Origin of the sequence: Streptomyces sp. NPDC096311, from assembly GCF_044763085.1 — a bacterium.
Lineage (GTDB): Bacteria > Actinomycetota > Actinomycetes > Streptomycetales > Streptomycetaceae > Streptomyces.
In genome coordinates this window covers 91,440-105,437 of the sequence record NZ_JBIWFN010000010.1, presented here as the reverse complement: position 1 = coordinate 105,437, position 13,998 = coordinate 91,440, and the positions used below count along the sequence as shown (strand labels likewise).

At 68.4% G+C, this 13,998-nt stretch carries 11 protein-coding genes; 7 read left to right on the top strand and 4 right to left on the bottom strand.

The genetic code is table 11. From position 1 onward, the window contains the following. The first annotated feature begins 40 nt into the window (after positions 1–40). The 7 genes from ACIRA5_RS25475 to ACIRA5_RS25445 all read left to right on the top strand — a co-directional run bounded on the left by ACIRA5_RS25475 (position 41) and on the right by ACIRA5_RS25445 (position 9,063). Positions 41–883, top strand: a complete 843-nt coding sequence (locus tag ACIRA5_RS25475) for a carbohydrate ABC transporter permease (protein ID WP_403694023.1) — start codon at positions 41–43, stop codon at positions 881–883. Beyond that, on the top strand, positions 880–1,743 hold the full coding sequence (locus ACIRA5_RS25470) for a carbohydrate ABC transporter permease (RefSeq protein WP_403694021.1): 864 nt from the start codon (positions 880–882) through the stop codon (positions 1,741–1,743). Before ACIRA5_RS25475 ends, ACIRA5_RS25470 begins: the two co-directional genes overlap by 4 nt. A gap of 78 nt (positions 1,744–1,821) precedes the next feature. Continuing rightward, entirely contained in the window at positions 1,822–4,788 is a 2,967-nt protein-coding gene (locus ACIRA5_RS25465) for a glycoside hydrolase family 2 TIM barrel-domain containing protein (protein WP_403694019.1), read from the top strand. Next, complete coding sequence (locus tag ACIRA5_RS25460) at positions 4,785–4,928, top strand: hypothetical protein (protein ID WP_403694017.1); 144 nt, start codon at positions 4,785–4,787, stop codon at positions 4,926–4,928. The genes ACIRA5_RS25465 and ACIRA5_RS25460 overlap by 4 nt, the downstream gene beginning before the upstream one ends. 120 nt (positions 4,929–5,048) lie before the next feature. Beyond that, entirely contained in the window at positions 5,049–6,590 is a 1,542-nt protein-coding gene (locus tag ACIRA5_RS25455) for an alpha-N-arabinofuranosidase (RefSeq protein ID WP_403694015.1), read from the top strand. 36 nt (positions 6,591–6,626) lie between these two features. Further along, positions 6,627–7,667, top strand: a complete 1,041-nt coding sequence (locus tag ACIRA5_RS25450) for a glycoside hydrolase family 43 protein (protein WP_403694014.1) — start codon at positions 6,627–6,629, stop codon at positions 7,665–7,667. Positions 7,668–7,737: 70 nt separating this feature from the next. Next, the gene (locus tag ACIRA5_RS25445; RefSeq protein WP_403694012.1) at positions 7,738–9,063 is read left to right on the top strand and encodes an alpha-L-fucosidase; all 1,326 of its coding nucleotides are present in this window, start codon (positions 7,738–7,740) and stop codon (positions 9,061–9,063) included. A 967-nt stretch (positions 9,064–10,030) separates the two neighbouring features. Here ACIRA5_RS25445 and ACIRA5_RS25440 read toward each other — a convergent pair. The 4 genes from ACIRA5_RS25440 to ACIRA5_RS25425 are packed head-to-tail and all read right to left on the bottom strand — an operon-like array spanning position 10,031 to position 13,953. Beyond that, entirely contained in the window at positions 10,031–11,059 is a 1,029-nt protein-coding gene (locus tag ACIRA5_RS25440) for a zinc-binding dehydrogenase (RefSeq protein WP_403694011.1), read from the bottom strand. A 25-nt stretch (positions 11,060–11,084) separates the two neighbouring features. Then, positions 11,085–12,092 carry a zinc-dependent alcohol dehydrogenase family protein gene (locus tag ACIRA5_RS25435; protein WP_403694009.1) on the bottom strand — a complete coding sequence of 336 codons (1,008 nt, stop codon included), beginning with the start codon at positions 12,090–12,092 and terminating at the stop codon, positions 11,085–11,087. Beyond that, positions 12,092–12,973: a carbohydrate ABC transporter permease gene (locus ACIRA5_RS25430; RefSeq protein WP_403694008.1), complete on the bottom strand. Its 882-nt coding sequence runs from the start codon at positions 12,971–12,973 to the stop codon at positions 12,092–12,094. Before ACIRA5_RS25430 ends, ACIRA5_RS25435 begins: the two co-directional genes overlap by 1 nt. Further along, positions 12,970–13,953 carry a carbohydrate ABC transporter permease gene (locus ACIRA5_RS25425; RefSeq protein WP_403694006.1) on the bottom strand — a complete coding sequence of 328 codons (984 nt, stop codon included), beginning with the start codon at positions 13,951–13,953 and terminating at the stop codon, positions 12,970–12,972. Before ACIRA5_RS25425 ends, ACIRA5_RS25430 begins: the two co-directional genes overlap by 4 nt. Between the last annotated feature and the right edge of the window lie 45 nt (positions 13,954–13,998).

Sequence of the window (13,998 nt, the reverse complement as noted above, 5' to 3'; positions counted from 1 at the left end):
ACCATGGATCATCGGCTGCCTCGCACTCACAGCCGTACCGATGGTGTACGCCCTGCTGCTGAGCTTCACCAACTTCGACGGGCTGTCGGGCAACTGGAGCTGGGTGGGCTGGCAGAACTACACCACCGCCCTGCACGATCCGCTCGTGTGGGCCAGCCTGCGCCGCACCGGACTGTACGCGGTGATCGTCGTACCGCTCAGTCTGGCCGGCGGTCTGGCCTTCGCGGTACTTCTCAACCAGCGCATTCGCGCGGTCGGCGTCTTCCGCACCATCTTCTACCTGCCGTCGGTGGTGCCCATCGTGGCCACCGCGCTGATGTTCAAGCTGATGTTCGACCGCGACACCGGGCTGATCAACGGCATCCTCTCCTGGTTCGGGATCGACGCGGTCTCCTGGCTGATCGACCCGCACGCCTTCCTGATCCTCGTCCTGCTCTCCCTGTGGGGACTCGGCGGAGGCATGGTCGTCTTCCTGGCGGGGCTGCAGGCCATTCCGGCCGAGCTGCTGGAAGCCGCCTCGATGGACGGAGCCGGCCCATGGCGCCGGTTCTGGCACATCACGCTGCCGCTGCTCAGCCCGATGATCTTCTTCCAGCTGGTGCTCAGCCTGATCGGCACGCTGCAGACCCTCGTCCAGCCCCTGCTGATGGCCCCGGCGACCGGCGGCAACGCCGGCGGCGCCGTCGACACCGGCGTCCCGCAGGGCAACCACCTCTACATGGTCAATGTGTACGCCCAATTCTTCAGTTACCAGAAATTCGGCTACGGCGCCGCCCTGCTGTGGATCCTCTTCCTGGTCATCCTGGCTGTCACGGTGCTGGTGATGCGCTCCAGCGCACGGTGGGTCTACTACGAAGTCGACCAGGACGGAGCAGAGCAGTGACGACTCCCAAGGTGACCCTGGCCAACCGCAACGCCCTCGCCCGGCGGCGCAGCCGGCTACTGCTGTACGGCGTCCTCATTACGCTGTCCGTGCTGTTCCTCGCCCCTTTGGTATGGAACACGCTGTACGCGCTCAAGAGCGGCGCCGAGAACTCCAGCGTCCACGTGCACCTCCTGCCGCAGCACCCGGAGTGGGGGAACTTCCACTCCGCCCTCACGATGATCGACTTCGCGCGCTACACCGGCAACACCATCTTCCTCGCCGGTATCTCCGCGGTGCTGGTCACCGCGTCGAGCTCCCTGGTCGGCTTCGGTTTCGCCCGACTACGCGGTCGCGGACGGGGGCCCCTGTTCACGATCATGCTGGCGACCACGATGGTGCCGCAGATCCTCACCGTCATCCCGACCTATGTGATCTTCACCAGGTTGGACCTGATCAACACCTACTGGCCGTGGGTGCTGTGGGGGCTGGCGTCCTCGCCGTTCAACGTCTTCCTCTTCCGGCAGGCGTTCGCCGGTCTGCCCCGCGAACTGGAAGAGGCCGCGATCCTGGACGGCTGCGGGTACTTCCGCATCTTCGTTCAGATCTTCCTGCCGCTGGTCAGGCCGGTGATCGCCACCTCGTTCATCCTCTCCTTCACCTGGGTGTGGGGCGACTTCATCACCCCGAGCATCTTCCTCCAGGGCGACAACACCACCCTCGGCGTGGCCATGGCCGCCGGCTACAGCGAGAACGGCATCGTGCTCAAGAACGTCCTGGCCGCAGGAACGATCTTCTATGTCCTGCCCGTCCTGGTGCTGTTCTTCGTCGCCCAGCGCTCCTTCGCCCGGGGCGTCGCCACCTCCGGCCTCAAGGGCTGAGCCCCGCCTTTCCGGCGTTGTGCGCTTCTACGGGCTGCTGGACCGCCCGCGTCCCAGTCCACGACCCAAGGATGATCCTTGCCGCCCATCAGCGAGTCCGTGAACGACTCCACCCCCCACGCCTACGTCGAGAGCTTCTCGCCCGGCAACGGCCGGCAACCGGCCCGGGCCGCGTTCACCTCCGACGCGTCGCTGCTCGACCTGACCGGCCGATGGCGTTTTCACCTGGCCCCGGATCTGCCACGGACCACGGAAGGCTTCGAGAAGCCGGACTTCGACGACAGCAGCTGGGAGACCATTGCCGTACCGTCGAGCTGGCAGCTGGACGGGCTTCCCGACGCACCCCGGTTCGGGTCTCCCGCCTACACCAACCAGATCTACCCCTTCCCGCTGGACCCGCCGCAGGTCCCGGACGCCAACCCGACCGGTGAGTACCGCCGCGCGTTCGACCGCCCCGAGAACTGGCCGGACGGGCGCACCGTACTGCGCTTCGAGGGCGTCGACTCCTGCTTCGCGGTCTGGCTCAACGGCGTCCTGCTCGGTGACGGCAAGGGCAGCCGGCTGCCCACCGAGTTCGACGTCACCGGCGCGTTGCGGCCCGGGCGCAACCTCCTCGCCGTCCGGGTGCACCAGTGGTCGGCCGGCAGCTACCTGGAGGACCAGGACATGTGGTGGCTGTCGGGCATCTTCCGGCCGGTCACCCTGCTGTCCCGACCGCACGGATCCCTGCTGGACTTCCACGTCCACGCCGACTACGACCACCTCACCGGCACGGGCGTGCTGTCCATCGACACCAGCGGAAGCCCGGCCAGGCTCTTCGTCCCCGAACTCGGCATCGCCGACGCCGACCCGGCCGGCCCGCACACCGTGCCCGGCGTCGAGCCGTGGTCCGCGGAACAGCCCAGGCTCCACCACGGCGAGCTGGTGACGGACGGGGAGCGCATCCCTTTGTGGATCGGGTTCCGGCGGATCGAGGTCGAAGGCGGCCTGATCCTCGCCAACGGCCGGCCCCTGCTGTTCCGCGGCGTCAACCGGCACGAGTGGCACCCGGACACCGGGCGCACCCTCACCCAGGACGACATGCTGGCCGACGTGCTGCTCATGAAGCGCCACAACATCAACGCCGTACGCACCAGTCATTACCCGCCCGACTCCGCCTTCCTCGACCTGTGCGACGAGTACGGCCTGTGGGTGATCGACGAGTGCGACCTGGAGACCCACGGCTTCTTCCTCGTCGGCTGGCAGGGCAACCCCAGCGACGACCCGCGCTGGCGCGAGGCGTTCCTCGACCGCATGCGCCGCATGGTCGAGCGGGACAAGAACCACCCCAGCGTCGTCATGTGGTCACTCGGCAACGAATCCGGCCACGGTGCCAACCTGGAGGCGATGGCGGCCTGGGCGCGCGACCGCGACCCCGAGCGGCTCATCCACTACGAGGGCGACGACAACTGCGGGTACACGGACGTCTACAGCCGCATGTACGTGGAGTACGACGAGCTGGGCCTGATCGCCCGCGGCCAGGATGCCGTCACCCGCGACCCGGCCCTGGACGCCAGACGAAGACGGCTGCCGTTCATCCTGTGCGAGTACGCCCACGCGATGGGCAACGGCCCCGGCGGGCTGCGCGAGTACCAGGAGATCTTCGAGAACCACCGGCGGATGCACGGCGGGTTCGTCTGGGAGTGGATCGACCACGGCATCCGCCGCCGGACCGCCGACGGCCGCGACTACATCGCCTACGGCGGAGACTTCGGAGAGCCCGTCCACGACGGCAACTTCGTCTGCGACGGACTGGTCTTCTCCGACCGCACACCCTCGCCCGGCCTGCTGGAGTACCAGAAGACCGTCGAACCCGTCCGCATCAGCGTCGATTCGGACCAGCGCGCGGTGCGTGTCCACAACCTGTTCCATACGTGGGACACCGGGCGACTGCGCTTTCGTTGGCGGATCGAGGACGACGGGCGGCACCAGGCGGACGGCCGGCTCGACGTACCGGTCCTGCCGGCAGGTGCCGCGGTGGAGGTGGCGTGGCCCGACGCACTCACCGCCGCCTGCCGGCTGCCCCGCGCGGATCACGTCGAGCGGTGGCTGACCGTCACCGCGGAACTGGCCACCGACGAGCCATGGGCCCCGGCCGGCCATGAGATCGCCTGGGCGCAGGCCGAGATCGCGGGCCATGCCCGTGCGGCCACAGGGGGCCCGGCCCGCCTGCTGCCCCCGGTCACCGGGAAGCCGGCCCTGGAGCTTGGACCCGCCCGGTTCGACAGCATTTCCGGAGCCCTGCGACGCATCGGTGACCTCGAGGTCGAAGGCCCGGCCCTGGATCTGTGGCGGGCGCCGACCGACAACGACCTGCTCACCTTCGGCGGACCGGTCGCCGACGACTGGCGCAAGGCAGGACTGGACCGGCTCGAACACCGCGTCGTCACCGTCCGGACCACGTCCACCGAGATCCGGGTGACCACGCGCACCGCTCCGGCCGGCGCCGACTTCGCCATGCTCGCCGACTACGTCTGGACCGCCGACGCGGACGACCCGAGTCAGCTCCTGCTGCTCCTCGACACGTCACCGGTCGGGTCATGGCCCTGCCCGCTGCCCCGCATCGGCATCCGCCTCGCCCTGCCCGCCGACATCCGGACCGTCGACTGGTTCGGACTCGGTCCGGGCGAGGCATACGCCGACACCACGGCCGCGGTCCGAGTCGGCCGGCACCGCGCCGACATCGACGAGCTCCAGACCCCGTACGCCTTCCCACAGGAGAACGGCAACCGACGCCAGGTACGGCGCGCCCGACTGTCCGACGACCGGGGCAATGGCCTGACCGTCACGGCCGCCCCCTACGCGGACCTGACCGTGCGCCGCTGGACCAGCGAGGATCTCGACGCCGCCCGGCACACCACCGATCTCCGGCCCCGCAACCGGGTCTACGTCAACCTCGACGCGGCCCAGCACGGCATCGGCAGCGGATCGTGCGGGCCCCGGGTCCAGCCCCAGTACGAACTGAACGCCCGCCCCATCACCCTCGCGCTCGGATTCCGCCCATGACGAAACCCCGTACACCCTGGTCCGGCAGGCACACAGACCACAGCGACGACCATGCCGCGATCCGCCTGCACGAGCAGCGCCGGACGGTCCTCATCGATCACGACCCTGTACGAGCCGAAGCGCTGGTCCACCGCATGTGAGGACCTTTTGCCCAGGCACACCAGCCTCACGGCACGCTGCAGCTCGGCCTCCCGCAACCGGAAGGGGGGAGGCCTGGCGTCGGCCCATCGCTTCCACCTCATCATGAACGAAAGGCAGACATGTCAGCCCCGAAGACCGCCGGCGCCCGGATCGTCCTCGACCCTGCCTTCGGCGTGGGCACGGTCCATCCACGCCTCTACGGATCGTTCGTCGAGCACCTGGGCCGCTGCGTCTACACCGGCCTCCACGAACCCGGCCACCCCGCCGCCGACCGTGAGGGCCTGCGCCAGGACGTCCTGGCACTGATCCGGGAACTGGGGGTGACCACCGTGCGGTACCCGGGCGGCAACTTCGTCTCCGGCTACCGATGGGAGGACACCGTCGGTCCGCCCGAGCAGCGGCCGGCCCGGCTGGACCTCGCGTGGAAGACGACCGAGAGCAACCACTTCGGCCTCGGCGAGTTCATGGACTTCTGCGCCAAGGCGGGGACGGAACCCATGATGGCCGTCAACCTCGGTACCCGCGGGGTGGAAGACGCCGTCAGGCTGCTGGAGTACTGCAACCACCCCGCCGGCACCGAACTGTCCGACCTGCGCGTCTCCCACGGCGGCAAGGAACCCTACGGCGTCCGGATGTGGTGTCTCGGCAACGAGATGGACGGCCCCTGGCAGATCGGTCACAAGACCGCCGAGGAATACGGCCGACTCGCCACCGAGACGGCCCGCGCCATGAGGATGATCCAGCCCGACTTGGACCTCGTCGTCTGCGGCAGCTCCTCCTCGGCGATGAGCACCTTCGCCTCTTGGGAGTCCACGGTCCTGGAGGCGGCCTACGACCAGGTCGACTACGTCTCGCTGCACGCCTACTACGAGGAGAAGGAGGGCGACCGCGACTCCTTCCTGGCCTCCGCCGTCGACATGGAGCACTTCATCGAAAGCATCGTCGCCACCTGCGACCATGTGGGCGCGCGCCTGAAGTCCACGAAGCGGATCAACCTCTCTTTCGACGAGTGGAACGTCTGGTACCAGAGCCGCCCCAATCCACATCCGGTGGAGGACTGGCAACAGGCACCGCGCCTGCTGGAGGACGTCTACACCGTCACCGACGCGGTCGTCCTCGGCTCCCTGCTCGTCGCGCTCCTGCGCCACGCCGACCGGGTCACCGCTGCCTCGCTCGCGCAGATGGTCAACGTCATCGCCCCGATCATGACCGAGCCGGGAGGCCCGGCCTGGCGGCAGACGACCTTCTTCCCCTTCGCCCAGGCCGCCCGGCACGCACGTGGGCGGGTGCTGCGGGTGGAAGCGGAAAGCCCCACCTACGCCACGGCACAGTTCGGCAACGTGCCGCTGCTGCACGCCACCGCCGTCACCGACGACACCACGGGCGCGGTCACCGTCTTCGCCGTCAACCGCGGCCAGACGTCCGCACTGCCCCTGGAGGTGGAACTGCGCGGCTTCGACGCCTTGGCCGTTGCCGAGCACGAGGTGCTCGCCGACGCCGACCCCGAGGCCCGCAACACCCTCCACGATCCCGAACGTGTCACCCCGCACACCGCCACCGGCACCACACTCAGCGGTGGCGTGCTCCGCGCCGAACTCGAACCCCTTTCCTGGAACATGATCCGTCTGACGCGTCCACAGGATGCGCGGACGCACTCGTGACCGGACCTCTCGGAACAGAACAATCCAAGGAACCCCATGGCCCAGCCGTCACCCCGGACGAACGCTCCTTCCGAGACCCGATATGCCGGTTATCTATTGGTGTATTTCGCCGGCGACGACACTCCCGACGGCGAGCAGATCCGCTTCGCGCTCAGCCATGGCAACGACCCACTGCGTTGGCATGAGCTGAACCGAGGACGACCTGTCATCACCTCTGCATTCGGTACCGGTGGCCTGCGCGACCCGTTTGTCGTCCGCTCGCCGCTCGGGACCGGCTTCCACCTGCTCGCCACCGATCTCCGGATGTACCCGCGACACGCGGACGGCGACGCATGGGAGCGGGCGCAGCGCCATGGCAGCCGGCACATCGCTGTGTGGGACTCGGCGGACCTGGTGACGTGGACCGGTGGCCGACTGGCAGAGGTCGCGCCGAGGACTGCGGGCAACGCCTGGGCACCCAAGGCGCATGGGGATGACGAGTCCGGAATGTACGTCATCTACTGGGCGTCGCGGCTGTGGCCCGAGACGGACGCCGAACGCACCGGCCTGGCCCACAACGTCATGCTCTGGGCCCCAACCGCCGACTTCCGCACCTTTGGTCCGGCCCAGGTCTGGTACGACCCCGGCCATGACGTCATCGACGCCGCGGTGATCCGCCATGACGGCGTCTACCACCGTTTCGTCAAGGACGAGCGCCCTTCCGGCGTCGATGCGCCCGACACACAGCTCATCGCCGCCCAGCGGTCACACCGATGGTGTGCGGCCCCCTACGAACCGGTCTCGGCCGGCATCGGTGCCGACGTGATCGAACGCGGCGAGGGACCGGCGGTCTTCAAGTCCAACACCGAAGACAAGTGGTACTTGTTCATCGACGAGTTCGGTGGTCGCGGCTACGTCCCCTTCGAGACCGAGGACCTTGATTCAGGCCGTTGGAGACCCTGCTCCGACTACGCACTGCCACGCACTCCCCGGCACGGCTGCGTGCTTCCGATCACGAAAGCCGAGCATGACCGGCTGACCGGCGCCTACGGCACCGAGGCGGACGGCGCCGACCTCGCCGTCCGAACCCGGCCCTGACCCGAAATGCCCCGGACCGGGCGAAGGTTCCCGCTCGGCAGACACATTCGATGCATGGGAGACCCGTCACATGAGCGATTCCCCTCCGACCGGCCGGCCGATCCCCGGTTGGTTCCCCGAAGCCAAACTCGGCATCTTCGTCCACTGGGGTGCGTACTCGGTCCCGGCATGGGCTGAGCCCACCGGCGCTCTCGGCGTCGTGGACCCCGATGTGTGGTTCAAGCACAACCCGTACGCCGAGTGGTACTGGAACACGATCCGGATCGAGGGCAGCCCGGCCCAGGAGCATCACCGCACCGTTCACGGCGGACGTCCCTACGATGAATTCCTCGACGAGTGGAAGGCCGAACTCTTCGACCCCGCGGACTGGGTGGACCTGTTCGCCCGGGCGGGTGCACGCTACGTCGTTCCGACGACCAAGCACCACGATGGCATAGCCCTGTGGGACGCGCCGGGTACCGGTACCCGCAACACCGTCCACCGCGGTCCGCGCCGAGACCTGATCGACGACATCGCCGCCGCCGTCCGGGCCCGTGACCTGCGGTTCGGCGTGTACTACTCCGGCGGTATCGACTGGTATGCCGGGCGCCGGGACCCCGTGCTCCACGAGGATCGCATGGATGACGGGCGGCCCCACGAGGCCGCGTACGCCGCCTACGCGCGCCGGCAGGTCCTCGACCTGATCGACCGCCACCGGCCGGACATGTTGTGGAACGACATGGGCTGGCCCCGAGCCGGCTGGGCCAGTCTGCCGGAGCTCTTCTCCCACTACTACGCAACCGTGCCGGAGGGCGTGGTGAACGACCGCTGGGACAGCGCTCACGTCGACTTCTTTACCACCGAGTACGAGTCGGGCCGGGGCAATGAAGCGGCCGCCTGCTGGCAGAACTGCCGCGGAATCGGATTCTCCTTCGGCTACAACCAGGTTGAAGGCCCCGAGCACCTGTTGACTGCGACGGGCGCCGTCCGCCTGCTGGTCGACGTCGCTTCGCGCGGCGGGAACCTGCTGCTCAACGTCGGACCGAAGGCCGACGGCACTCTGCCGCAGGAGCAGCGCGACGTCCTGGAGGGCATGGCGTCCTGGATGGCCCCCCACGCCCGTGCCGTGCACGCCACCAGACCTCCGGAGCCCGGTGCCGTCGAGCCGCAGGACGGCTCCCCGTGGGTCCGTTGGACCCGCGACGAGCGCCACGTCTACGCCTTCGTGGCCGATGTTCCTGACGAGGCCAGGGGACATGTCGTACTGAAGACTCAGCCGGGCCTTGTGGACCCGGTCACGGCGGAGCGTCTGGACGGCCGTCCCGTCCAGGCCGAAGCCGGATCGGAGGGCGTCCACGTCACATCCGGCGGCCTCGGGACGTCTCTGCCCACCGTGATCAGCTTCACCGCACGGTGAGCGAGCGCCGACGCCTGCGCTTCTGGGTCGACGGTGTGCCCGCCGGTCCGACCACACCCAGGGACATGATCTTCGATGTCGCCGGGATCGTCCGAACTTGAGCCAGTTCCTGGTCCTGGAGCCTGGCGTCGTCGTCAACACCGGCACCCGGCCGGCGTCGCCTTTGGGCTGCCCGGCCAGCCCTGTCTGCGCCCCGGCCCACAAGCCCGTGGCGTCCGGAACCGACCTCCATCGGCGCCAGAAAGGGTCTCCAGAATGGCCGTCCTGGAGGCCTTCGTATGCCTGGCCCCGAGTGGAGGCAGGCGTCCCCATCGCAGCTCGACCGAGGTCGAAACAGAGCCCCGCCAGAGTGGTTTACTTTTGATTTGCATCGGCCAACTCAGGTCCCCCAGAGGCCTGTTGCAGAGGGCGTTGCCTCTGACTGCCTCCGCGGCCACCGGGCACCCAGCGCGCCCACACCCACCCTGACCAGGTTCTATTTACGCGTCAGAAAGATGTGCTAGCTGTACCACTGGTTTTTGGCGAAGGCGGCCATGTGAGGCACGGCGTTCCCGTCCCTGTCGGCGGGGCGCCGTCGCCCCGCGTGCCGTGGTTGGACTCAGGGTCCTGACGGGTGTGACCGCCACGCAAGGCGGCTTCCTTCAGGCGGAAGTGCTTCCGTAAAAGGGCTGGTCAGAGCACTGGCCTGTCTGTTGGTCATCACCAGCGCGGACAACGGAGGCGCGCTGCTGGTCGGTTCACACCCGAGACGGCCGCAGACGGCTACAGCGAAAGCGTCATTCTGGAGGATTTACTTGGACGAGATGCCGGAAGCGATCCGGGCGCAAGCTGTGCGCATTCGATTGCACCTTCATGGGCTTCCCTTGCGCTCAGCGGAGTAGAGAGTGTCCGTCGACTGCCCTGGCCCAGGAAGGGCCAGGGCCTGAATGCCGGTGGTCGGCTTGTGTCGGGCGCCCGTTGTTCAGGTCTAGGGGACGGACACGAGGACCTTGACCTGGTCCGGGTCGAGGGCGGCCGCGAAGGCCTGGCCCGCTTCCGCCAAGGGGAAGACGCCCGTAATGACCTCATTGGTGTCGACGGCGCCGGATGAGATGAGGGCCATGGCGGTCTTGTAGTCGTCCGCGGTGTACATCAAGGTGCCCTCGATGCGGATCTCACGGTCCTGGACCAGGTCGAGGCGGATCGGGGTGGCGCCCGGTGCTCCGACCCCGACCACGATGATCTGACCGCCCTTGGCCACGAGCTCGGTGGCCTGCGCCATCGACTGGGCGCGGGAGACGCAGTCGAAGACCACGTCGATCGGACCGTCCAGCGCCTTGCGGGCGTCGGCGACGAGGTCTGGGGCGTCGGCCGGCAGGATGATGTCCGCGCCCAGCCGCTGGGCGCGTTCGAGCTTGCCGGGCTGCAGATCGGTGACGACCGTGCGGGCGGCCCCCGCGTACTGGGCCGCGATAAGGGTGAGCAGGCCGATGGGACCGGCGCCCAGGACGGCGACGCTGCGGCCCGTGAGGTCTCCGGCCTTGGCGACGGCGTGGACCGGGGTGGCGAGCGGCTCGATGAGCGCGGCCTGGCGGTCGGTCATGCCGTCGGGCAGGCGGTGGACCCGGTCGGCGGGGATGGTGAACAGATCGGCCATGGCGCCCGCGGTCTGGCAGCCGAAGACCTTCAGCTGCTCGCAGATGTTGTAGCGGCCGGCGAGGCATTGCGGGCACTGGCCGCAGTAGAGGTTGGGTTCGACGACGATGCGGTCCCCTGGCTTGAAGTCCTCCGCCCCTGGTCCCGCGGCGACGACCGCGCCGACGACTTCGTGGCCGGGCCGGTAGGGCAGGTCGATGAAGGGGTGGTCACCGAGCGCCGCGTGGACGTCGGAGCCGCAGATGCCCACCAGAGTGGACCGGACGAGGAGCTCGTCGTCTCCGGGAGCGGGCGCGGACACCTGCTCGAGCTGGATGTCGTCGATGGAGCGGACGACCACTCGGCGCATCGATTCGGTCATGGCGTTGGGATTCCGTTCTGCGCGGTCAGACAGCGGTGTCGAGAGCGGGCTGGACTTGGATTTTCCGGCCTTGTCCGGACTGGAAACGGGCGAGGGCCTCGGCGTAGTCCGTGAGCGGGTAGCGGTCGCTGATGAAGACGTCCGGGTCGATGACTCCGGCGGCGAACAGTTCGGCGGCTCGCTCGAAGCTGTGCAGGACGGCCATGGACCCAGTGATGGTGATTTCCTGGTTGTAGATCCGGTACGGCTCGATGACGGCACGGGCCGCATAGTCGGCCACGCCGAACTGCAGGTACGTGCCGCCCTTCGCCACCCGGCCCAAGCCGTCCTGGATGGCCTTGGCGTTGCCGGTGGCGTCGACGACGAGGTCCCAGCCGCGAGGGCGGTCCATGGCGTCGGCGGTCTCCGCGGCTTCCGAGCAGCCCAGCTCTCGTGCGGTCTGAATCCGTGCGGAGTTGATGTCGACGACATCAACGCTGACGGCGCCCGTGCGCTTGGCGAGTTCGAGCATCATCAGCCCCATGGTTCCGGCGCCGTAGACGAGAACGCGCGCGCCGAGATTGCTGCGGAGCACGTCGTAGCCGCGTACGGCGCAGGACAGCGGCTCGACGAGAGCAGCATCGGCGGTACGTACATGGTCGGGCAGCGGTATGCAGTTGGCGACCGGGGCGCTGACGAACTCGGCGGCGGCCCCGGCGCGGGTGACGCCGATCGCGGCCCAGCGTTCACACAGGTTCTCCCTGCCGAGGCGGCAGTAGTGGCATTCGTGGCACGGCAGCGACGGGTCGACGGCGACGCGTGTTCCGACGGCGATCTCGGTGACGTCGCGCCCGGTCGCCACGACCTCGCCGGCGAACTCGTGGCCGGGGATGACGGGGAGAGTCGGGGCGAACTCGCCCTGCAGGATGTGCAGGTCGGTGCCGCACAGGCCGCAGGCCGTCACGGAGACGACCACCTCACGAGGACCGGGTGCCGGATCGTCGACGGTGGTCACTTCGAGTTTTCCGGGTGCGGTGATGACGACTGCTTTCACTACTTCACGGCTCCCATCGACAGGCCCTGGACGAGGCGGTCCTGGGCGGCGAAACCGGCGATCAGCACGGGCAGGGAGACGGCCACGGCGGCCGCGCACACCTTGGCCAGGAACAGGCCCTGACTGGTGACGAAACTGGTGAGGAAGACAGGTGCGGTGGTCGAGCGCACCCCGGTGAGGACGCGGGCGAACAGCATCTCGTTCCAGCTGAAGATGAAGCAGATCAGCGATGTGGCGGCGATACCGGGGGCGGCCAGGGGAATGATGATGCGGCGGAAGACGGTCGGGAGGCCGGCGCCGTCGATCGCGGCGGCCTCCAGGATCGCGACGGGGATCTCGGCGAGGAAGGAGCGCATCATCCACACCGCGATCGGCAGGTTCATCGTGGTGTAGAGGATGACCATGAGCCAGATGTTGTCCAGCATGCCGAGGTTCTTGGCCGCCAGGTAGATGGGGAGGAGCCCCGCGACGGCGGGCAGCATCTTGGTGGAGAGGAAGAAGAACATCACGTCCGACCACTTGCGGACCGGGCGGATCGACAGGGCGTAGGCGGCCGGGATCGCCAGAGCCAGCACGAACAGGGTCGAGAACACGCTCGCCATGGCGGAGTTCAGCAGCGCCGGCCACGGACTGGCTCCGGTCGCGGAACCGAAGAACTCGCGGTAACCCTGCAGCGTGAGAGGGGCACCGAGGGACGGCGGGTTGGTGGCGGCGTCCGTCTCGCTGTGCAGCGAGGTGAGCACCATCCAGGCGATGGGCAGGAAGAAGAGGATTCCCGCCCCCCAGGCCACCAGCCCCCACAGAGTGTTGTTGCGACGGGCCTTGGCCGTCTGGGGAGTGCGGGGGCCGGCGGACCGGCGCCCGAGGACGTTGGCGGTCATGCCGTCTCCTCCTTGAGCAGCGAGGACACCAGACGCAGGGCGAGCGTGGCGACGACGATGCTGCCGATCACCACGATGACGCCGGCCGCGGACGCCTGACCGTAGTCGTGTGCCTGGTAGAAGCTCTCGTAGATGGTGTAGGGCAGGTTGGCGGTGCCCAGGCCGCCCGAGGTGATGGTGAAGACGGCGTCGAAGTTCTGCACGATGTAGATCGTTCCGAGCAACGAGGCCAGCTCCAGATACCTGCGCAGGTGCGGCAGCGTGATGTAGCGGAAGGCCTGCCATGCGTTCGCTCCGTCGACGCGGGCGGCCTCCATCGCCTCCAGTGGGCGGCTCTGCAGGCCGGCGAGGAGGATCAGCATCATGAAGGGGGCCCACTGCCAGATCAGGGAAGCCGACACGGACCCCAGGGGGTGTTCGGTGATCCAGTCCGGCTGCGGTGGGTGGCTGGAGCCGAAGAGCTTCCACACCCAGGTCAGAACCCCGTTGAACAGGCCGTACACGGGGTTGAGCAGCGCGTGCTTCCAGACCAGGGCGGCGGCCACCGGGACCACCAGGAACGGCGCGATGAGCAGGGTGCGCACGAGCCCGCGGCCGAAGAAGTGGCGGTCCATCAGGAGGGCGAGCCCCAGCCCGAGGACGAGACTGATGAGGACCACCGTGGCGGTGAGCAAGATGGTGGTGAGGACGGAGCTACGCAGGTCGGGATCGCTGAAGACGTGCGTGTAGTTGCCGAAGCCCGTGAAACCGCGATCGTCGGGTGCCAGGGCGTTCCAGTTCATGAAGGAGATCACCAGCGTGGCCACGAAGGGCAGCTGGGTGACGATGATCATGAAGATCAGCGCGGGCAGCAGCGGACCGCGGCGGGCCCAGGCGCGTGCCCTGGCCGACGGCTGCCTGCGCTGCCGGGCGGACCCGGGCCCCGCCGTGTGGCGCGGTGCCCGGGACTGCCAGGTCCGATGGGTGGATGTGCTCGTCATGGGGGAGTGTCTCTCCGCTCGTTTTTGCTCATCTCCGCTCGCCGG

Excerpts from the sequence above, each read along its gene's own strand:
- ACIRA5_RS25475 (WP_403694023.1), top strand. The coding sequence starts at position 41 with ATGGTGTACGCCCTGCTGCTGAGCTTCACCAACTTCGACGGGCTGTCG.
- ACIRA5_RS25460 (WP_403694017.1), top strand. The coding sequence starts at position 4,785 with ATGACGAAACCCCGTACACCCTGGTCCGGCAGGCACACAGACCACAGC.
- ACIRA5_RS25455 (WP_403694015.1), top strand. The coding sequence starts at position 5,049 with ATGTCAGCCCCGAAGACCGCCGGCGCCCGGATCGTCCTCGACCCTGCC.
- ACIRA5_RS25450 (WP_403694014.1), top strand. The coding sequence starts at position 6,627 with ATGGCCCAGCCGTCACCCCGGACGAACGCTCCTTCCGAGACCCGATAT.
- ACIRA5_RS25445 (WP_403694012.1), top strand. The coding sequence starts at position 7,738 with ATGAGCGATTCCCCTCCGACCGGCCGGCCGATCCCCGGTTGGTTCCCC.
- ACIRA5_RS25440 (WP_403694011.1), bottom strand. The coding sequence starts at position 11,059 with ATGACCGAATCGATGCGCCGAGTGGTCGTCCGCTCCATCGACGACATC.
- ACIRA5_RS25430 (WP_403694008.1), bottom strand. The coding sequence starts at position 12,973 with ATGACCGCCAACGTCCTCGGGCGCCGGTCCGCCGGCCCCCGCACTCCC.
- ACIRA5_RS25425 (WP_403694006.1), bottom strand. The coding sequence starts at position 13,953 with ATGACGAGCACATCCACCCATCGGACCTGGCAGTCCCGGGCACCGCGC.